The sequence below is a fragment of the Enterobacter cloacae complex sp. P14RS genome, from assembly GCF_014895895.1.
GTDB classification, from domain to species: Bacteria; Pseudomonadota; Gammaproteobacteria; order Enterobacterales; family Enterobacteriaceae; genus Enterobacter; species Enterobacter bugandensis.
In genome coordinates this window covers 22,046-40,115 of record NZ_JADBQM010000026.1, presented here as the reverse complement: position 1 = coordinate 40,115, position 18,070 = coordinate 22,046, and the positions used below count along the sequence as shown (strand labels likewise).

General features: G+C 56.7%; 19 protein-coding genes. 11 read left to right on the top strand and 8 right to left on the bottom strand.

Annotated elements, in window-relative coordinates:
• Window positions 1–104: 104 nt before the first annotated feature.
• A complete protein-coding gene (locus IM295_RS20660) occupies window positions 105–1,688 on the top strand; it encodes an MFS transporter (protein ID WP_193067270.1) in 1,584 nt (527 codons plus the stop codon).
• A 4-nt stretch (window positions 1,689–1,692) separates the two neighbouring features.
• The gene (locus IM295_RS20655) at window positions 1,693–2,832 is read left to right on the top strand and encodes a glycoside hydrolase family 105 protein (protein ID WP_193067282.1); all 1,140 of its coding nucleotides are present in this window, start codon (window positions 1,693–1,695) and stop codon (window positions 2,830–2,832) included.
• A gap of 34 nt (window positions 2,833–2,866) precedes the next feature.
• Here the strand turns inward: IM295_RS20655 and argS are convergent, their stop codons facing one another.
• Window positions 2,867–4,600 carry an arginine--tRNA ligase gene (argS, locus tag IM295_RS20650; RefSeq protein WP_028013635.1) on the bottom strand — a complete coding sequence of 578 codons (1,734 nt, stop codon included), beginning with the start codon at window positions 4,598–4,600 and terminating at the stop codon, window positions 2,867–2,869.
• A 239-nt stretch (window positions 4,601–4,839) separates the two neighbouring features.
• Here argS and IM295_RS20645 point away from each other — a divergent pair, with 239 nt between their 5' ends.
• The gene (locus tag IM295_RS20645) at window positions 4,840–5,400 is read left to right on the top strand and encodes a VOC family protein (RefSeq protein ID WP_045631220.1); all 561 of its coding nucleotides are present in this window, start codon (window positions 4,840–4,842) and stop codon (window positions 5,398–5,400) included.
• Window positions 5,401–5,478: 78 nt separating this feature from the next.
• On the top strand, window positions 5,479–6,222 hold the full coding sequence (cutC, locus tag IM295_RS20640; protein ID WP_048960032.1) for a copper homeostasis protein CutC: 744 nt from the start codon (window positions 5,479–5,481) through the stop codon (window positions 6,220–6,222).
• 120 nt (window positions 6,223–6,342) lie between these two features.
• Here the strand turns inward: cutC and cmoB are convergent, their stop codons facing one another.
• The 5 genes from cmoB to IM295_RS20615 are packed head-to-tail and all read right to left on the bottom strand — an operon-like array spanning window position 6,343 to window position 9,924.
• The gene (gene cmoB, locus IM295_RS20635; protein ID WP_028013632.1) at window positions 6,343–7,314 is read right to left on the bottom strand and encodes a tRNA 5-methoxyuridine(34)/uridine 5-oxyacetic acid(34) synthase CmoB; all 972 of its coding nucleotides are present in this window, start codon (window positions 7,312–7,314) and stop codon (window positions 6,343–6,345) included.
• Window positions 7,311–8,054 (bottom strand): carboxy-S-adenosyl-L-methionine synthase CmoA, encoded by a 744-nt coding sequence (cmoA, locus tag IM295_RS20630; protein ID WP_045260318.1) that lies wholly within the window; start codon window positions 8,052–8,054, stop codon window positions 7,311–7,313. The genes cmoB and cmoA overlap by 4 nt, the downstream gene beginning before the upstream one ends.
• 40 nt (window positions 8,055–8,094) lie before the next feature.
• A complete protein-coding gene (locus IM295_RS20625; RefSeq protein WP_028013630.1) occupies window positions 8,095–8,490 on the bottom strand; it encodes an MAPEG family protein in 396 nt (131 codons plus the stop codon).
• A gap of 52 nt (window positions 8,491–8,542) precedes the next feature.
• A complete protein-coding gene (locus tag IM295_RS20620) occupies window positions 8,543–9,361 on the bottom strand; it encodes a DUF72 domain-containing protein (protein WP_045260317.1) in 819 nt (272 codons plus the stop codon).
• A complete protein-coding gene (locus tag IM295_RS20615) occupies window positions 9,358–9,924 on the bottom strand; it encodes a hydrolase (RefSeq protein ID WP_047367817.1) in 567 nt (188 codons plus the stop codon). Before IM295_RS20615 ends, IM295_RS20620 begins: the two co-directional genes overlap by 4 nt.
• Window positions 9,925–10,188: 264 nt before the next feature.
• On the opposite strand from IM295_RS20615, the gene aspS reads away from it, so the two are divergent.
• The 6 genes from aspS to ruvB all read left to right on the top strand — a co-directional run bounded on the left by aspS (window position 10,189) and on the right by ruvB (window position 15,444).
• The gene (gene aspS, locus IM295_RS20610) at window positions 10,189–11,961 is read left to right on the top strand and encodes an aspartate--tRNA ligase (RefSeq protein WP_028013627.1); all 1,773 of its coding nucleotides are present in this window, start codon (window positions 10,189–10,191) and stop codon (window positions 11,959–11,961) included.
• A 1-nt stretch (window position 11,962) separates the two neighbouring features.
• On the top strand, window positions 11,963–12,406 hold the full coding sequence (gene nudB, locus IM295_RS20605; protein WP_059353978.1) for a dihydroneopterin triphosphate diphosphatase: 444 nt from the start codon (window positions 11,963–11,965) through the stop codon (window positions 12,404–12,406).
• Window positions 12,407–12,433: 27 nt separating this feature from the next.
• Window positions 12,434–13,174: a YebC/PmpR family DNA-binding transcriptional regulator gene (locus IM295_RS20600; protein ID WP_003859747.1), complete on the top strand. Its 741-nt coding sequence runs from the start codon at window positions 12,434–12,436 to the stop codon at window positions 13,172–13,174.
• A 34-nt stretch (window positions 13,175–13,208) separates the two neighbouring features.
• Window positions 13,209–13,730 carry a crossover junction endodeoxyribonuclease RuvC gene (gene ruvC / locus IM295_RS20595; RefSeq protein ID WP_003859749.1) on the top strand — a complete coding sequence of 174 codons (522 nt, stop codon included), beginning with the start codon at window positions 13,209–13,211 and terminating at the stop codon, window positions 13,728–13,730.
• Window positions 13,731–13,810: 80 nt separating this feature from the next.
• Window positions 13,811–14,425, top strand: a complete 615-nt coding sequence (gene ruvA, locus IM295_RS20590; protein WP_028013624.1) for a Holliday junction branch migration protein RuvA — start codon at window positions 13,811–13,813, stop codon at window positions 14,423–14,425.
• Window positions 14,426–14,433: 8 nt separating this feature from the next.
• A complete protein-coding gene (gene ruvB, locus IM295_RS20585; RefSeq protein ID WP_028013623.1) occupies window positions 14,434–15,444 on the top strand; it encodes a Holliday junction branch migration DNA helicase RuvB in 1,011 nt (336 codons plus the stop codon).
• 52 nt (window positions 15,445–15,496) lie between these two features.
• Here ruvB and znuB read toward each other — a convergent pair whose 3' ends face one another.
• Both znuB and znuC read right to left on the bottom strand, forming a co-directional pair.
• Window positions 15,497–16,282: a zinc ABC transporter permease subunit ZnuB gene (znuB, locus tag IM295_RS20580; protein WP_193067269.1), complete on the bottom strand. Its 786-nt coding sequence runs from the start codon at window positions 16,280–16,282 to the stop codon at window positions 15,497–15,499.
• The gene (znuC, locus tag IM295_RS20575; protein ID WP_193067268.1) at window positions 16,279–17,034 is read right to left on the bottom strand and encodes a zinc ABC transporter ATP-binding protein ZnuC; all 756 of its coding nucleotides are present in this window, start codon (window positions 17,032–17,034) and stop codon (window positions 16,279–16,281) included. The genes znuB and znuC overlap by 4 nt, the downstream gene beginning before the upstream one ends.
• 77 nt (window positions 17,035–17,111) lie before the next feature.
• On the opposite strand from znuC, the gene znuA reads away from it, so the two are divergent.
• The gene (znuA, locus tag IM295_RS20570) at window positions 17,112–18,056 is read left to right on the top strand and encodes a zinc ABC transporter substrate-binding protein ZnuA (RefSeq protein ID WP_059358255.1); all 945 of its coding nucleotides are present in this window, start codon (window positions 17,112–17,114) and stop codon (window positions 18,054–18,056) included.
• The last annotated feature ends 14 nt before the right edge of the window (window positions 18,057–18,070 follow it).

Genomic DNA, 18,070 nt, shown 5'->3' with positions numbered 1-18,070 from the left:
CAGAAAGGTATCAGGACGTCGTTGCATTTACTGTAGCCGTGTAAAAACTCCCCGATGAGCCTTACTTGCAGGGAGTCTCCCAAATTTGCTTAGGGTTGACGGCAATGAAAACACGTAAAATTGGACTCGCAAATTATCTTGCTTACGGGGCAGGCGATTTTCTCGGGGCCGGTACGACCGCCCTGACGGCGGCCTGGCTTTTGTATTTTTATACCACCTTCTGTGGACTCACACCGATTGAAGCAACCTTCATCTTTGCCGCTGCGAGGGTGCTGGATGCTGTTGTCAGCCCGTTAATGGGCTTTTTGACGGATAACTTCGGTACGACCTGGCCTGGAAAGCGCTTTGGTCGGCGTAAGTTCTTTATCCTGCTAGGTATTCCGTGCGTGTTCAGCTACTCGTTGATGTGGGTAGGGGACATGAATTTCTGGTACTACCTGCTGACCTATCTGGTGTTTGATATTGTCTACACCATGATTCTGGTGCCTTACGAGACGCTGGTGCCGGAAATGACCGACGACTTCAAACAGAAAACCAAGTTCTCCGGGGCGCGTATTTCTATGGCGCAGATGTCAGCGATTCTGGCCTCCTTCCTGCCGGGGATCCTGCTCACCCACTTCGGTAAAGACAACGCCATCTCATTCTTTTACGCAAGCCTGGTTTTCTCCGTGCTGTGCGCCCTGATGCTGACCTTTGTCTGGTTCTTTACCTGGGAGCGCCCGCGTGAGGAGTGGTCTGAAGCGGCGCTGCGTGCCGAAGAAGAGAAGAAGAAACTGACGCTGGGGCAAAGCATCAATCGTCTGTTTGTCGAATTAAGCTCTACGCTCCGCATCAAGATTTTCCGCCAGCATCTCGGCATGTACCTCGGCGGCTACATCGCACAGGACGTATTTAACGCAGTCTTCACCTACTACGTGGTGTTTGTGCTGATGCAGGAAGCGTCAATGGCGTCCAACCTGCTGGGCACGATGGCTATCTTCCAGTTCCTCGCCGTGATCGGGATGATCCCGCTGTGTATTCGCTTCGGACCTGCGCCGTCCTACCGCATGGTGGTGGTGCTGTTTGGCCTGGCGTCTCTCTCTTACGCCATGCTCTATTACGCCGGTCTGAGCGACGTCTACGCTCTGCTGTTGCTGATCTCTGCGGTGGCTGGGCTGGGTCGCGGCGGTATTAACTACGTGCCATGGAATACCTATACCTACATTGCTGACGTGGATGAAGCGATCACCGGCCAGCGCCGGGAAGGGATTTTCGCTGGCATCATGACCCTGACCCGTAAGGCGTCACAGGCCGGTGCGGTGATGCTGGTAGGCATCGTGATGCAAATGTCCGGCTTTGTCAGCGGTCAGAAGGTACAGCCTGCGGAAGTGAGCCACACCATTCTGCTGATCCTGAGCGTGGGCACCATCCTGGTGCTGTTCTGCGGTTTCCTCGTTTCCCTGCGCTTCAGGCTTAATTTGCAGACCCACCGCACGCTGCGCGAGGAGACCGCGAAAATGCGTGAGTGTGGTCATGCGATGCCGGAGTCAGCGACGCCACACGCCCGCGCCACCGTCGAGATGCTGGCCGGTATGCCTTATGAGTCACTTTGGGGCAATAACAACATCGGTTATCTGAATCGCAATAAGCCAGCTGCATCTTCGCTGAAGGATCGCGCGGTACTCAATTCGACATACAACAGAGGTTAAGATGATGAAAGTTTGGCCTGTCAAACATAGCCCGCTATTGCGTCAGCCAGAGCGCTTTATCGCCCGGGACGAGCTGAAATCGCTGATTCAAAAAGTGACGCACAATCTGGTCAATATCCACGATAAAACGGGTGAATTTTTGCTGCGGCTGGACGACGGGCGTGTGATCGACACCAAAGGCTGGGCCGGATGGGAGTGGACGCACGGCGTCGGCCTGTATGGCATCTGGCAGTACTACTGCCAGACCGGTGACGAAGGGATGCGCAACATTATCGACAGCTGGTTTGCCGACCGCTTTGCGGAAGGCGCCACCACCAAAAACGTCAATACGATGTCGCCGTTCCTGACGCTGGCCTATCGCTACGAAGAGAGCAAAAAACCGGCCTGGCTGCCGTGGCTGGAAAGCTGGGCGGAGTGGGCGATGACTGAAATGCCACGCACCGAACACGGCGGCATGCAGCACATCACGCTGGCGGAAGAGAATCATCAGCAGATGTGGGACGACACGCTGATGATGACGGTGCTGCCGCTGGCGAAAATCGGCAGGCTGCTGAATAAGCCGGAGTACGTAGAGGAGGCGATCTATCAGTTCCTGCTGCACGTGCAGAACCTGATGGACCGGGAGACGGGGCTGTGGTTCCACGGCTGGAGCTACGACGGCAATCATAACTTTGCCCGGGCCCGCTGGGCGCGCGGCAACAGCTGGCTCACCATCGTGATCCCCGACTTCCTCGAACTGGTGGATCTGCCTGAAAACAACGCCGTGCGCCGTTATCTGGTGCAGGTGCTGAAGGCGCAGGTTGCCGCGCTGGCAAAATGTCAGGACGAAAGCGGGTTGTGGCATACGCTGCTGGACGATCCGAACTCGTACCTGGAGGCATCCGCCACGGCAGGGTTTGCTTACGGGATCCTGAAAGCGGTGCGGAAGCGCTATGTTGAGCCTGAATATGCTAACGTTGCTGAAAAAGCGATTCGCGGCATCGTGAAAAATATCTCGCCGGAAGGGGAGTTGCTGCAAACATCGTTCGGTACGGGCATGGGCAGCGATCTTGAGTTTTATCGCCAGATCCCGCTGACGTCGATGCCGTATGGACAGGCGATGGCGATTCTCTGTCTGACAGAGTATTTGCGGAAATACTTCTGATAATAAAAAACCCGGCGTTTGCCGGGTTTCTTTTTTACATACGTTCTACGGTTTCGATACCCAGGGTATCCAGACCCAGCTTCAGGGTCTTCGCCGTCAGCTGAGCCAGCTTCAGGCGGCTGTTACGCACCGATTCATTTTCTGCAGACAGAATAGGGCAGTGCTCGTAGAAGCCGGAGAACAGACCCGCCAGATCGTACAGGTAAGCACACATCACGTGCGGCGTGCCGTCACGCGCGACAACCGTCAGCGTCTCTTCGAACTGCAGCAGACGCGCCGCCAGCTGTGCTTCACGATCTTCCGTGATGGTCACTGTCGCATTCGCCAGCACGCTTTCATCAATGTTCGCCTTGCGGAACACGGAGAGCACGCGGGTATAGGCGTACTGCATGTACGGCGCCGTGTTGCCTTCAAACGCCAGCATGTTATCCCAGTCGAAGATGTAGTCGGTGGTGCGGTTCTTGGAAAGATCCGCGTATTTCACCGCGCCGATACCGACGGCGTTGGCCAGTTTTTCCAGTTCGTCAGCAGGCATGTCCGGGTTCTTCTCTGCCACCAGGCGACGGGCGCGCTCCAGCGCTTCGTCCAGCAGATCGGAAAGCTTCACGGTACCGCCCGCGCGGGTTTTGAACGGCTTGCCGTCTTTACCCAGCATCATACCGAACATGTGGTGTTCCAGCGGCACGCAGTCCGGCACGTAACCGGCTTTACGCACGATAGTCCACGCCTGCATCAGGTGCTGGTGCTGACGGGAGTCGATGTAGTACAGCACGCGGTCGGCGTGCAGGGTTTCGTAACGGTATTTCGCACACGCGATGTCCGTGGTGGTGTAGAGATAGCCGCCATCCTTTTTCTGGATAATCACGCCCATCGGTTCGCCTTCCTTGTTTTTGTACTCATCAAGGAACACTACCGTTGCGCCTTCGCTCTCCACCGCCAGGTTTTTGGCCTTCAGGTCCGCCACAATGCCTGGCAGCATCGGGTTGTACAGGCTTTCACCCATCACGTCGTCGCGAGTCAGGGTCACGTTCAGACGGTTATAGGTAAGCTGGTTCTGGGACATGGTGATGTCAACCAGCTTGCGCCACATCTCGAGGAAGTATTGATCCCCGCCCTGCAGCTTCACCACGTAGCTGCGTGCGCGCTCGGCAAAGGCTTCGTCTTCGTCATAGTGCTTTTTGGCTTCGCGGTAGAACCCTTCCAGGTCCGCCAGCGCCATTTCACCCGCGTTTTCCTGCTGCTGTTTTTCCAGGTAAGCAATCAGCATGCCGAACTGGGTGCCCCAGTCGCCCACGTGGTTCGCGCGGATCACCTTGTGACCGAGGAATTCAAGGGTGCGTACCGCGGCGTCACCGATGATGGTGGAGCGCAGGTGGCCTACGTGCATCTCCTTCGCCACGTTCGGGGCAGAGTAGTCGACCACCACGGTCTGCGCTTCCGGCTGGGAAACGCCCAGACGGTCAGACTTCAGCGCCGCGTCAACGTGGCTCGCCAGGAACGCAGGCTCAAGGAAAATATTGATAAAGCCCGGACCAGCAATTTCGGTTTTGCTGGCAATGCCGGAGAGATCCAGATGCGTCAGTACCTGCTCAGCGAGCTGTCGCGGCGGCATGCCCAGTTTTTTAGCCACTGCCATCACGCCATTAGCCTGATAGTCGCCAAACTGTACTTTTGCTGACTGACGAACCTGCGGTTCGCAATCCGCAGGTGCGCCTGCGGCAATCAGTGCCTGACTGACTTTTTCGGAGAGAAGAGCCTGAATATTCACCTGGATACCTTACGTTTTTGATGCGGGCTTACAACCGCCCGCGCCAGTTAAAGAATTTAGGGCGGGAGTATACTGCAAATGCCTTCTGGCGTCAGCATTGCGGGGCCCGAAGATTGCTCAGAATCCAGGCTAAGAAAGCGTGCATAACCATGCAGTCATAAAAAGCCGGATTCTGCGGTTGGTCAAAACGGGGCAACGGAGTAAATTAGCGGCTTTGCGACACGATAAGAGACTGACTTATGGCGAACTGGCAATCCATTGACGAACTGCATGATATTTCCGCAGATTTACCGCGCTTCACAAAGGCGTTCACAGAACTTGCCACCCGTCTTGGTTTGGATATCGTGCCGCTTGCGGCGGATCACATTTCCTTGCGCTGCCACCAGAATGCCACCGCCGAGCGCTGGCGTCGCGGGTTTGAACAGTGCGGCGAGTTGCTCTCTGAGAACATCATCAATGGACGCCCCATTTGTCTGTTCAAACTGCATGAGCCGGTGAACGTGGCGCACTGGCAGTTCACCGTGGTTGAACTGCCGTGGCCGGGCGAGAAACGCTATCCGCACGAAGGCTGGGAGCATATCGAAATCGTCCTGCCGGGTGAGCCGGAAACGTTGAACGCGCGCGCCCTGGCCCTGCTGTCAGATGACGGGTTAAGCAAGCCGGGGATTTTTGTGAAGACGAGTTCACCCAAAGGCGAGCGCGAGCGTCTGCCTAACCCGACGCTGGCCGTGACGGACGGGCAGGTGACCGTGAAATTTCATCCCTGGACCATTGAGCAGATCGTTGCCAGCGAAGCCTGAGAGTTGTGATTCGTCGCTGAGACACGAAACGAGAGGCGTGCCATGATGGCGCGTTAAGCTGATTTTAAGGAGAAGCAGATGGCGCTGCTGGAGATTTGTTGTTACAGCGTGGCGTGTGCCGTAACGGCGCAACAGATGGGAGCTGACCGTATTGAGCTATGCGCCGCCCCGAAAGAAGGGGGGTTAACGCCTTCATACGGCGTGTTGAAGTCTGCCCGCCAGGCCGTCACCATCCCGGTCCACCCGATTATTCGGCCTCGCGGCGGCGATTTTTGTTACACGGCGGGCGAGTTCAGTGCCATGCTTGAAGATATCGCGCTGGTTCGTGACCTGGGCTTCCCGGGGCTGGTTACCGGCCTGCTTGATGAAGATGGTCACGTCGATCTGGCGCGGATGCGTAAGGTAATGGACGCCGCGAAAGGAATGGCCGTCACCTTTCATCGTGCGTTTGATATGTGCAAAGATCCCCTGCAAGCATTTGATACGCTTGCCGAACTTGGCGTGGCGCGCGTCCTGACATCGGGACAGCAGTCTTCGGCGGAAAAAGGTCTGCAATTAATTACGGAACTAAAAGCACATTCCGGTGTTCCAATAATAATGGCGGGTGCGGGAGTCCGTGCCAGCAATCTGGAACGGTTTTTAAACGCCGGGGTGGAAGAGCTTCACAGCTCTGCGGGGAAATGGATACCTTCACCCATGCGTTATCGCAATACAGGGCTGTCAATGTCGACGGATGCTGAAGCGGATGAATATTCTCGCTACGGCGTAGAGGGAGAGTCGGTTGCGGAAATGAAGTCGCTGATTGAGCGTCATCACGTGTAGCAACGTACCGATTTTTACCGCGCATCATGTCGCCCAATATGATGCTTGCTTGTACCAGGCCCCTGCAATTTCAACAGGGGCCTTTTTTTATCCCCTCACCCCACAGAGGAGAGGGAAAAACTACGGCTTGGTCGCAATCAACACCGCACGCATCGGTGCAGGATAGCCTTCAACGGTTTTGCTGTGGTCGGCCGGGTCGAGGAACTGCTCCAGCGATTCGGTGATCATCCAGTCGGTGCGACGCTGCTCTTCGATAGACGTTACGCAAACATCGGCAATGCGAACATCCACAAATCCGCACTTCTCCAGCCAGTTTTTCAGCGCCAGCGCGGACGGGATGAAGTAAACGTTGCGCATCTGCGCGTAGCGATCGCCCGGCACCAGAACCGCATGCTCATCGCCTTCGATCACCAGCGTTTCCAGCACCAGCTCGCCGCCGCTGACCAGCTGATCTTTGAGCTGCCACAGGTGTTCAAGCGGGGAACGACGATGATACAGCACGCCCATCGAGAAGACGGTATCGAACGCTTTCAGGGCAGGGAGCTGCTCTATGCCCAGCGGCAGCAGGTGAGCACGCTGGTCGTTGCCGAGCAGTTTTCGCACCGCCTCAAACTGGCACAGGAAGAGCTGCATCGGGTCGATGCCGACCGCCAGATGGGCTCCCGCGCCAATCATGCGCCACATGTGGTAACCGCTGCCGCAGCCTACGTCCAGAATGGTGCGCCCGGTCAGGTCGGAAAGGTGCGGCAGTACGCGATCCCACTTCCAGTCTGAGCGCCACTCGGTATTGATGTTCACGCCGTACAGCGAGAACGGCCCTTTGCGCCACGGCATTAAATTACGCATCAGCGTTTCGATGCGGTTGATCTGCCCGGCAGGGAGCGGCTCTGCGCTTTCCGCCGTCACGCTGTGCAGTAAATCCAGACGATGCGGCGTCAGCTCCGGCAGATACTCCACGGCATTTGACCACTGCTTTAACAGGCCGTGCTGCTGATCGCGCTGCCAGGCGGCAATCTGCGCCGGCAGGGTCTCCAGCCAGTGGGAAAGATGGTTTTTAGCAATCAGCTGATAAAAGTTGCTGAATTCAATCATGCGGCATCCCCGGCTTTTAGCGCCACCAGAGAGCCAAAGTTAAAGCACTGGAACCACAGTTCGCTGTGCTCAAAACCGGCTTTGTGCAGGCGCGCTTTATGGGTTTCCACGGAGTCCGTCAGCATCACGTTTTCCAGCATGCTGCGCTTCTGGCTGATCTCCAGCTCGCTGTAGCCGTTCGCCCGTTTGAAATCGTGGTGCATGTTGAACAGCAGCTCGCCTACTTTGGCATCCTCAAAGCTGAATTTTTCAGAAAGCACCAGCGCGCCGCCGGGATTCAGCCCCTGGTAAATTTTGTCCAGCAGCAGCTGGCGGTCTTCAGGCACCAGGAACTGCAGGGTAAAATTCAGCACTACCATCGAGGCGTTGTTAATCTCGATCTCGCGGATATCGCCTTCCACCACGTCCACCGGAACGGGGGCTTTGTACGCGTCAATATGGCGACGGCAGCGTTCCACCATGGCCGGGGAGTTATCGACGGCAATGATTCGGCAGCCATCGTGATGAATGTTACGACGTACCGACAGCGTTGCCGCGCCGAGCGAGCAGCCCAGGTCATAGACCTGCGTACCGGGTTGAACGAAGCGCTCAGCCAGCATACCGATCATAGAGATAATATTGGAATAACCGGGAACAGAGCGCTGGATCATATCCGGGAAGACTTCGGCTACCCGTTCATCGAAGGTCCAGTCGCCCAGGCTGGCGATAGGCGCGGAAAAAAGCGTGTCGCGATCTGACATAACGTAAAAATCCGGGAAAAATAAAGTGGCGTATTGTGCGCTAATGGAGGGAGAAAACCAACTCCCACGGCATATACCACAGGTTAGCCAGCACCATCAGCAAAAGCGAACACCAGGTCGCGCTCATGCCGGAACGACGCCAGCGGAATAAACGGTGGTGAAAGCCGTAATAATGCATTAACCGGCCAGCAATAAGCATCAGGCCACAAATATGCACCATCCAGGTTTCCGCGCCATTCATCTCCATAAACAGCAGCAGGATGAGAGCAACGGGAATGTATTCCACCGCATTACCGTGAATACGAATAGCGCTTTGCAGTTCGGAGAAACCGCCGTCGCCATAAGAGACGCGGTACTGCATCCTGAGGCGCACAACATCAAACGAAAATTTAATCAGCAGTAATGCACCTAACACCGCATACAGCGCGCTGACCATACTAACTCCCTGTTTTTTGGCAGATGGCACTTCACTATGATAGGGGGTGATATCAGAAAAGAGAAGATTGTTGTGGGATGGAAGGGACGCTGCCCACGGACGGCACCGCGGCTTGCAAGGCCTGCCACAGAGCATCGACCAGTTCGGGCGCCTGAGCAATATCCGGCGTGTGCAAAAAGAGGTACGGCGTGGTGGTGTGCTCCCAGCTCGCGAGTTTTTGCAGCCAGACGGCGAACATCGCCTGATTTTGCTGCATATTGTCGCTGCCGATGAACCTGACCATCGGGTTCTGTGCGGTCACGATGGCGTGGACCGGCACTTTCGGTTTTTTACGCTGAGCATCAACGATGGCCTCGTTATGCGGTACTGCGTTGTGCACCGGACGACTGTCGAGGATCACCCGGTTAACGGAACGATCCAGCAGGCCCCGGTTGAGCGCTTTTTCGGCTTCGCCTTTCGCAAAGAAGTCCTGATGTCGGACTTCCACGCCGTAGGTGAATTCGCGGGGCAGGGCATCCAGGAACTGCCACAGGGCGGGCAGATCGCGCGGGCCAAACGTGGCGGGAAGCTGGAGCCAGTATTGTCCAATTCGGTTCGCCAGCGGCGACATGCGCGTGAAAAATTCTTCCGTTAAGTCCCCGCAGTTGCGCAGCGCGGCCTGGTGGGAAATGGTCGCCGGAAACTTAAAGCAGAAACGGAAATCGTCCGTTGTTTGCTCCCGCCAGCGTTCGACTATCTCGGCTTTGGGCAGCGCATACAGCGTGGTGTTACCCTCGACGCAGTTAAAGTGTCGGGCATACTCTTCAAGGCTGGTAATGCCCAGGCGCACCCATTTCGGGTGCGACCACTGGGGCAGGCCCACGTACATCATAGCGCGCTTAAAATCTCATCCGTGCTGCGCACGCGTCCGATGCGCGGGAAGATATGGGTCATGCTGCCCTGATGCTGCTCCGCGGAAGCCGCGCTGCAGGCATCTTCAGCAATCACCAGATTAAAGCCCAGCTCCCAGGCGTTACGGGCTGTCGATTCGACGCCGATATTGGTGGAAATGCCGCACAGAATAATGGTGTCGATACCGCGGCGGCGAAGCTGCAGCTCAAGGTCGGTCCCGTAGAACGCGCCCCACTGGCGTTTAGTGACTTCGATATCGCTGTCGCGTTTGCCCAGCGACACCGGGTACGTCCACCAGTTTTCCGGCAGGGCATGTGCGGGCGCCTGGGCATCAACGGGCTGTTTTAACGCCTCGGCGAAATCAGCGGACCAGCCGACGCGCACCATGACCACAGGGGCACCGCTGGCGCGGCACTTCTCGGCCAGGCGAGCGGCGCGGCTGACGACTTCATCCGCTGCGTGTGGGCCACCGGCGAAGGGCAGGATCCCTTCCTGTAAATCAATCACAACAAGCGCGGTTTTGCGGGCATCAAGTGTTAACATCGTCACTCCAGGTAAATTAATCACTTCCGTAACACCTTACGACGTGATGACCTGTTATCGGTCGGATAATTTTGTTAATTTTTGTGAGAATGCGCAATAAGAGTGCAGCAAACGACCGTCTGGCGGTGGTTCGCTCTTATCGTCCGGCGGAATTTCCAGTATAATAGCCGCCTTTTTTCATCCAGTTGTGACATACAGAAAGCTGCGACATAGTAGCCTGCATACCAGGCGACATTTAGCCTGCGGCTAATTAAGGGATATCTCATGCGTACAGAATATTGCGGGCAGCTGCGTCAGTCCCACGTCGGACAGCAGGTCACCCTGTGTGGTTGGGTCAACCGTCGTCGTGATCTTGGTAGCCTTATCTTCATCGATATGCGCGACCGTGAAGGTATCGTTCAGGTGTTCTTCGACCCGGATCGCGCAGATGCGCTGAAGCTGGCCTCTGAGCTGCGTAATGAGTTCTGCATTCAGGTCACCGGCACCGTGCGTGCGCGTGACGAGAAAAACGTTAACGCAGACATGGCGACGGGCGCTATCGAAGTGCTGGCGTCCGATCTGGTTATCATCAACCGTGCCGAAGCGCTGCCGCTGGACTCCAACCACGTCAACACTGAAGAAGCGCGTCTGAAATACCGCTACCTGGATCTGCGTCGTCCGGAAATGGCTCAGCGCCTGAAAACCCGTGCGAAAATCACCAGCCTGGTGCGTCGCTTTATGGATGACCACGGTTTCCTCGATATTGAAACCCCGATGCTGACCAAAGCGACGCCGGAAGGCGCGCGCGATTACCTGGTGCCATCCCGCGTTCATAAAGGCAAATTCTACGCGCTGCCGCAGTCACCGCAGCTGTTCAAACAGCTGCTGATGATGTCCGGCTTCGACCGCTATTATCAAATCGTTAAGTGCTTCCGCGACGAAGACCTGCGCGCTGATCGTCAGCCAGAATTTACCCAGATCGATGTGGAAACTTCCTTCATGACCGCCGAACAGGTGCGTGAAGTGATGGAAGCGCTGGTGCGTAGCCTGTGGAACGACGTGAAGGGCGTTGAGCTGGGCGATTTCCCGATCATGACCTTCGCCGAAGCGGAACGTCGCTACGGCTCCGACAAACCAGACCTGCGTAACCCGATGGAGCTGGTGGACGTAGCAGACCTGGTGAAATCCGTTGAGTTCGCGGTATTCGCGGGACCGGCTAACGATCCGAAAGGCCGCGTGGCTGCCCTGCGCGTACCGGGCGGCGCGGCGCTGAGCCGTAAGCAGATTGATGACTACGGCAACTTTATTAAGATCTACGGCGCGAAAGGTCTGGCCTATATTAAAGTGACCGAGCGTGCGAAAGGTCTGGAAGGGATCACCAGCCCGGTGGCGAAGTTCCTGAACGCGGACATCGTGGAAGCGATCCTTGAGCGCACCGGTGCGCAGGACGGCGACATGATCTTCTTCGGCGCAGACAACAAGAAAGTTGTTGCTGATGCAATGGGCGCGCTGCGTCTGAAGCTCGGCAAAGACCTGAACCTGACCGACGAAAGCAAATGGGCGCCGCTGTGGGTTATCGACTTCCCGATGTTTGAAGACGACGGTGAAGGCGGCCTGACCGCGATGCACCACCCGTTCACCTCGCCAAAAGAGATGACGGCGGCAGAGCTGAAAGCGGCGCCGGAAGAGGCAGTGGCAAACGCTTATGACATGGTTATCAACGGCTATGAAGTGGGCGGCGGCTCCGTACGTATTCACAGCGGTGAAATGCAGCAGACCGTGTTCGGCATTCTGGGTATTAACGAGCAGGAACAGCGCGAGAAGTTTGGCTTCCTGCTGGACGCCCTGAAGTACGGCACGCCTCCGCACGCGGGTCTGGCCTTCGGTCTCGACCGTCTGACCATGCTGCTGACCGGCACCGATAACATTCGTGACGTTATCGCCTTCCCGAAAACCACTGCCGCAGCGTGTCTGATGACCGAAGCGCCAAGCTTTGCCAACCCGGCAGCGCTGGCCGAGCTGGGCATTGAAGTGGTGAAGAAGGAAGAGAAAAACTGATATGGCATATAAGCTTCCCGTTTCTGTCCTGGTGGTCATTTATGCAGAAGACACGAAGCGGGTGCTGATGTTGCAGCGGCGCGACGATCCTGATTTCTGGCAGTCGGTTACCGGCAGTCTGGAAGAGGGGGAGACCGCGCCGCAGGCCGCCGCGCGTGAAGTAAAGGAAGAGGTCACCATTGACGTTGCTCATGAGCAACTGACCCTGAAGGACTGTCAGCGCACGGTGGAGTTTGAAATTTTTAGCCATTTACGTCATCGCTATGCGCCGGGCATTGAGCGCAACACAGAGTCGTGGTTCTGTCTCGCGCTCCCCCATGAGCGGGAGATCGTGTTTACCGAACACCTGAACTACCGCTGGGTGAACGCGGCGGATGCCGCCGCACTGACCAAGTCGTGGAGCAACCGGCAGGCGATTGAAGAATTTGTAATTAACGCGGCCTGAGAAGGCGCGATTTTTGGAGAACTTTTTATGGCAGGTCATAGTAAGTGGGCCAACACCAAACACCGTAAAGCGGCACAGGATGCCAAGCGCGGTAAGATCTTTACCAAAATCATTCGCGAGCTGGTGACAGCAGCGCGTCTGGGCGGCGGCGACCCGGCTTCTAACCCACGCCTGCGCGCGGCGGTAGATAAAGCGCTGTCTAACAACATGACGCGTGACACCCTGAACCGTGCTATCGCACGCGGCGTGGGCGGTGATGAAGACGCGAACATGGAAACCATCATTTATGAAGGTTACGGCCCTGGCGGTACTGCGGTGATGGTTGAATGCCTGTCTGACAACCGTAACCGTACCGTTGCGGAAGTGCGCCACGCGTTCACCAAAACCGGCGGCAACCTGGGCACTGACGGCTCCGTAGCTTACCTGTTCAGCAAAAAAGGCGTCATCTCTTTCGAGAAAGGCGACGAAGATGCGATCATGGAAGCGGCGCTGGAAGCGGGTGCGGAAGACGTGGTGACCTACGATGATGGTGCCATTGACGTCTACACCGCGTGGGAAGAGATGGGTGCCGTGCGCGATGCGCTGGAAGCTGCGGGCCTGAAAGCGGACAACGCTGAAGTCTCCATGATTCCGTCCACCAAAGCGGATATGGATGCAGAAACCGCACCGAAACTGCTGCGTCTGATCGACATGCTCGAAGACTGCGACGACGTGCAGGAAGTGTACCACAACGGTGAAATCTCTGATGAGGTTGCAGCGACTCTCTGATGAGAGCCTGTAAACCGTTTACGGGAGACGCGTGATGTCGATTATCCTCGGGATTGACCCCGGCTCACGCGTCACCGGGTATGGCGTTATCCGTCAGGTGGGACGCCAGCTAACCTACCTCGGCAGTGGATGCATTCGCACCAAAGTGGACGATCTGCCGTCGCGCCTCAAGCTTATTTATGCGGGCGTATCGGAGATCATCACCCAGTTTCAGCCAGACTATTTCGCCATTGAGCAGGTCTTTATGGCGAAGAACGCGGATTCGGCGCTGAAGCTCGGTCAGGCGCGTGGGGTGGCCATCGTGGCTGCGGTGAACCAGGATTTGCCGGTATTCGAATACGCGGCAAGGCAGGTTAAGCAGACGGTGGTGGGCATCGGTAGCGCGGAGAAGAGCCAGGTGCAGCACATGGTGCGCACCCTGCTGAAGCTTCCCGCGAACCCGCAGGCCGACGCCGCCGATGCGCTGGCGATTGCAATTACCCACTGCCACGTCAGCCAGAACGCGATGCAAATGAGCGAGTCGCGGCTCAATCTGGCGCGAGGCAGGTTACGATAATCAGAAATCAGGCTGGATAAACATCCAGCCTTTTTTTATTATGTCGGCAGTTAATTTCTCCCAGAACGCAGGAGCGTCACGTGATAGGCAGACTCAGAGGCATCATCATTGAAAAACAACCCCCGTTAGTGCTGCTGGAAGTGGGTGGCGTGGGCTATGAAGTCCATATGCCGATGACCTGCTTCTACGAGCTGCCGGACGCGGGCAAAGAGGCGATTGTCTTTACCCAGTTTGTGGTGCGTGAAGATGCCCAGCTGCTGTACGGCTTTAACAACAAGCAGGAACGTACCCTGTTCCGCGAGCTGATTAAAACCAACGGTGTGGGGCCTAAGCTGGCGCTGGCGATTTTGTCCGGCATGTCCGCTCCGCAGTTTGTGAATGCCGTTGAGCGCGAAGATCCCGCGGCGCTGGTTAAGCTTCCGGGCATTGGTAAGAAAACCGCAGAGCGTCTGATTGTTGAGATGAAAGACCGCTTTAAAGGTCTGCACGGCGATCTGTTCACTCCGGCTGCCGATTTGGTTCTGACTGCTCCGGGCGCGCCTGCCTCTGATGATGACGCCGAGCAGGAAGCGGTTGCCGCGCTGGTGGCGCTGGGCTATAAACCTCAGGAGGCCAGCCGGATGGTGAGCAAAATTGCCAAACCGGACGCCAGCAGTGAAACTCTGATTCGTGAAGCGCTGCGCGCTGCATTGTGAGGTAAAGGATGATTGAAGCAGACCGCCTGGTATCGGCAGGCACCCTTCAGGCAGAAGACGTGGTGGATCGTGCGATCCGCCCGAAGCTGCTTGATGAGTACATCGGCCAGCCGCAGGTACGTTCCCAGATGGAGATTTTCATCCAGGCGGCAAAGCTGCGCGGCGATGCGCTCGATCACCTGCTGATTTTTGGCCCGCCGGGGTTAGGTAAAACCACGCTGGCGAATATCGTCGCCAATGAAATGGGCGTCAACCTGCGCACCACCTCCGGCCCGGTGCTGGAGAAAGCGGGCGATCTGGCGGCGATGCTGACCAACCTTGAACCGCATGACGTGCTGTTTATCGATGAGATCCACCGCCTGTCACCGGTGGTGGAGGAAGTGCTCTATCCGGCGATGGAAGATTACCAGCTGGATATCATGATCGGCGAAGGCCCGGCCGCGCGCTCCATCAAAATCGATCTGCCGCCGTTTACCCTGATTGGCGCCACGACGCGCGCCGGGTCGTTGACCTCTCCGCTGCGCGACCGCTTTGGCATCGTTCAGCGTCTGGAGTTTTATCAGGTGCCCGATCTTCAGCATATCGTGGGGCGCAGCGCGCGCTACATGGGGCTGGATATGAGCGAAGAGGGGGCATATGAAGTGGCGAAGCGTTCCCGCGGTACGCCGCGTATTGCCAACCGCCTGCTGCGCCGCGTGCGTGACTTTGCTGAAGTGAAGCACGATGGTTCGATTTCCGCCGAGATCGCCGCCCAGGCGCTGGATATGCTGAACGTCGATGCTGAAGGCTTTGACTATATGGACCGCAAACTGCTGCTGGCGGTGCTGGACAAGTTCTTTGGCGGGCCGGTCGGGCTGGATAACCTGGCGGCGGCAATTGGCGAAGAGCGTGAGACGATTGAAGATGTGCTGGAGCCGTATCTGATCCAGCAGGGCTTCTTACAGCGTACCCCACGTGGTCGTATGGCGACGGTGCGAGCGTGGAATCATTTCGGGATAACGCCGCCCGCGATGCCGTAAGTAGCGATAAATGGTAGCCCCGGTAAGCGAAGCGCCACCGGGGACATGCTCACTACTGCGCGGTCTTTTTCATCATACTGAAAACAAACAACACCGCCGCGCTCAAGACCACCGACGGTCCGGCCGGCGTGTCATAAAACGCCGAAAAGGTTAACCCGCCCGTGACGGCGATCATCCCGATAACCACCGCGATACCGGCCATTTGCTCTGGCGTACGTGCAAAACGGCGCGCCGTGGCGGCAGGGATGATCAGCAGCGATGTGATGATCAGTGCCCCGACAAACTTCATTGCGACACCAATCGTTAACGCCGTCACCAGCATCAGCAGCAGCTTCACGCGCTGCAGCTTCACGCCGTCGACAAACGCCAGATCCGGGCTGACGGTCATTGCCAGTAAATTCCGCCACTGCCACAGCAGAATACCCAGTACCACCACCACGCCAATGGCGATCGCGATGAGATCGTCAGGCGTCACGGCCAGCAGATCGCCAAACAGGTAGGCCATCAGGTCAACGCGGATATTTGACATCAGGCTAACAACGACCAGACCCAGCGACAGCGCGCTGTGCGCCATGATGCCAAGCAGCGTATCAACCGCGAGGTGAGGGCGCTTCTCCAGCCAGACCAGACCGGCCGCCAGCAGCAGCGTGACCACAATCACCGCGTAAAAGGGATTCACATCCAGCAGCAAACCAAAGGCAACGCCCAGCAGCGACGCATGCGCCAGGGTATCACCGAAGTAAGACATTCTGCGCCACACCACAAACGAGCCGAGTGGGCCTGCGGCGCAGGCAAGCATAACCCCGGCCAGCCAGCCGGGCAGTAACAGTTCAATCATGAGTGTCCATTTCCCCGACGCAGAACGATTCGTCCCTGCAAATCATGGCGGTGATTATGATGATGGCGATAAATGCCAAGCTGTTCAGCGCCGCGAGGGCCGAACATGGAGATAAATTCCGGGTGCATTGAGACCACTTCAGGCGTGCCGGAACAGCAAATGTGATGGTTGAGACACAGCACTTCGTCGGTTTTCGCCATCACCAGATGCAGGTCATGGGAGACCATCAGCACGGCGCAGTTCAGTTCGCGGCGCAGCTGGTCGATCAAATCATAAAGCGCGACCTGACCATTGACGTCCACGCCCTGGGTTGGCTCATCCAGCACCAGCAGCTGCGGGCTGCTCAGCAGCGCACGGGCCAGCAAAACGCGCTGCGTCTCACCGCCGGACAGCTTCTGCAACGGCGCATCGATAAGGTGGCCCGCCTGCACGCGCTTCAGCGCCGGGAGAATATCGGCTTTTCGCGTGCCGGGACGCAGACGCAGAAAACGATTTACCGTCAGCGGCAGGGTGGCGTCCAGATGTAATTTTTGCGGCACATAGCCGATCCGCAATTTTTCCTCGCGCGTGATTACACCTTCATCCGGTGTAACCAGACCCAGCACCACGCGCACCAGAGTGGATTTACCTGCGCCATTGGGGCCGAGCAGCGTCAAAATTTTGCCGGGCTTCAGAACGAGCGACACGTCAGAGAGGACGCGGCGCTGGCCAAAGGAGACCGAAATATTGTCGAGAGAAACCAGAGTCGTCATGTCAATTTAAGCTTGAAGAAGTCAACGAATGTTATAATATCACATTCCACGCATTCACTACGATGATTAGTCGCATTATGTTACATAAAAATACGCTTCTTTTCGCAGCATTATCCGCTGCCCTTTGGGGAACAACCGCACAAGATGTTAACGCTGCCGTTGTTGCTTCGCTTAAACCGCTTGGATTCATCGCGTCGGCCATTACCGATGGGGTAACGGAAACCCAGGTTCTGCTCCCTGACGGGGCTTCAGAGCATGACTATTCTCTGCGTCCGTCTGATGTAAAACGCTTACAAAACGCAGACTTAGTTGTCTGGATTGGTCCGGAGATGGAAGCATTCATGCAGAAATCAGCCAAACAGATTGCTGATAAAAAACAGGTCGCGATTGCCGGGCTTTCCGGCGTGAAACCGTTGCTCATGAAAGGGGCGGATGATGACGGTGACGAACATGACCATCACGCTGCAGAGGGTGAAAAAGGTGATGGAGATCACCATCACGGCGAGTACAACATGCATCTCTGGCTATCCCCGGAGATAGCGCGGCTTTCAGCGGTTGCAATCCATGACAAATTAGTGGAACTTATGCCGCAAAGTCGAGCCAAACTAGACGCCAACCTGAAGGATTTTGAGGCACAATTAGCCGCAACCGATAAGCAGGTAGGTAATGAGCTCGCACCGTTGAAAGGAAAAGGGTATTTCGTTTTTCATGACGCCTACGGCTACTACGAAAAACACTACGGCCTGACCCCGCTTGGGCACTTTACCGTCAACCCTGAAATTCAACCTGGTGCGCAGCGTTTACATGAAATCAGAACACAGTTGGTTGAGCAGAAAGCGACATGCGTTTTTGCTGAGCCACAGTTCAGGCCAGCGGTCGTAGAAGCCGTGGCCAGGGGAACATCCGTGCGCATGGGAACCCTTGACCCGCTAGGTACGAATATCCAGTTGAGCAAAGCGAGCTATTCGCAGTTCCTCAGCCAACTGGCGAACCAGTATGCGAGCTGCCTGAAAGGAGATTAACGAGGAAGTGAATA

Excerpts from the sequence above, each read along its gene's own strand:
- IM295_RS20620 (WP_045260317.1), bottom strand. The coding sequence starts at position 9,361 with ATGATGTACGTGGGCCTGCCCCAGTGGTCGCACCCGAAATGGGTGCGC.
- IM295_RS20615 (WP_047367817.1), bottom strand. The coding sequence starts at position 9,924 with ATGTTAACACTTGATGCCCGCAAAACCGCGCTTGTTGTGATTGATTTA.
- znuA (WP_059358255.1), top strand. The coding sequence starts at position 17,112 with ATGTTACATAAAAATACGCTTCTTTTCGCAGCATTATCCGCTGCCCTT.
- IM295_RS20660 (WP_193067270.1), top strand. The coding sequence starts at position 105 with ATGAAAACACGTAAAATTGGACTCGCAAATTATCTTGCTTACGGGGCA.
- IM295_RS20645 (WP_045631220.1), top strand. The coding sequence starts at position 4,840 with ATGGCGAACTGGCAATCCATTGACGAACTGCATGATATTTCCGCAGAT.
- IM295_RS20655 (WP_193067282.1), top strand. The coding sequence starts at position 1,693 with ATGAAAGTTTGGCCTGTCAAACATAGCCCGCTATTGCGTCAGCCAGAG.
- nudB (WP_059353978.1), top strand. The coding sequence starts at position 11,963 with ATGGCATATAAGCTTCCCGTTTCTGTCCTGGTGGTCATTTATGCAGAA.
- cmoB (WP_028013632.1), bottom strand. The coding sequence starts at position 7,314 with ATGATTGAATTCAGCAACTTTTATCAGCTGATTGCTAAAAACCATCTT.
- IM295_RS20625 (WP_028013630.1), bottom strand. The coding sequence starts at position 8,490 with ATGGTCAGCGCGCTGTATGCGGTGTTAGGTGCATTACTGCTGATTAAA.
- ruvB (WP_028013623.1), top strand. The coding sequence starts at position 14,434 with ATGATTGAAGCAGACCGCCTGGTATCGGCAGGCACCCTTCAGGCAGAA.
- aspS (WP_028013627.1), top strand. The coding sequence starts at position 10,189 with ATGCGTACAGAATATTGCGGGCAGCTGCGTCAGTCCCACGTCGGACAG.
- ruvC (WP_003859749.1), top strand. The coding sequence starts at position 13,209 with ATGTCGATTATCCTCGGGATTGACCCCGGCTCACGCGTCACCGGGTAT.
- IM295_RS20600 (WP_003859747.1), top strand. The coding sequence starts at position 12,434 with ATGGCAGGTCATAGTAAGTGGGCCAACACCAAACACCGTAAAGCGGCA.
- znuC (WP_193067268.1), bottom strand. The coding sequence starts at position 17,034 with ATGACGACTCTGGTTTCTCTCGACAATATTTCGGTCTCCTTTGGCCAG.
- cutC (WP_048960032.1), top strand. The coding sequence starts at position 5,479 with ATGGCGCTGCTGGAGATTTGTTGTTACAGCGTGGCGTGTGCCGTAACG.
- znuB (WP_193067269.1), bottom strand. The coding sequence starts at position 16,282 with ATGATTGAACTGTTACTGCCCGGCTGGCTGGCCGGGGTTATGCTTGCC.
- cmoA (WP_045260318.1), bottom strand. The coding sequence starts at position 8,054 with ATGTCAGATCGCGACACGCTTTTTTCCGCGCCTATCGCCAGCCTGGGC.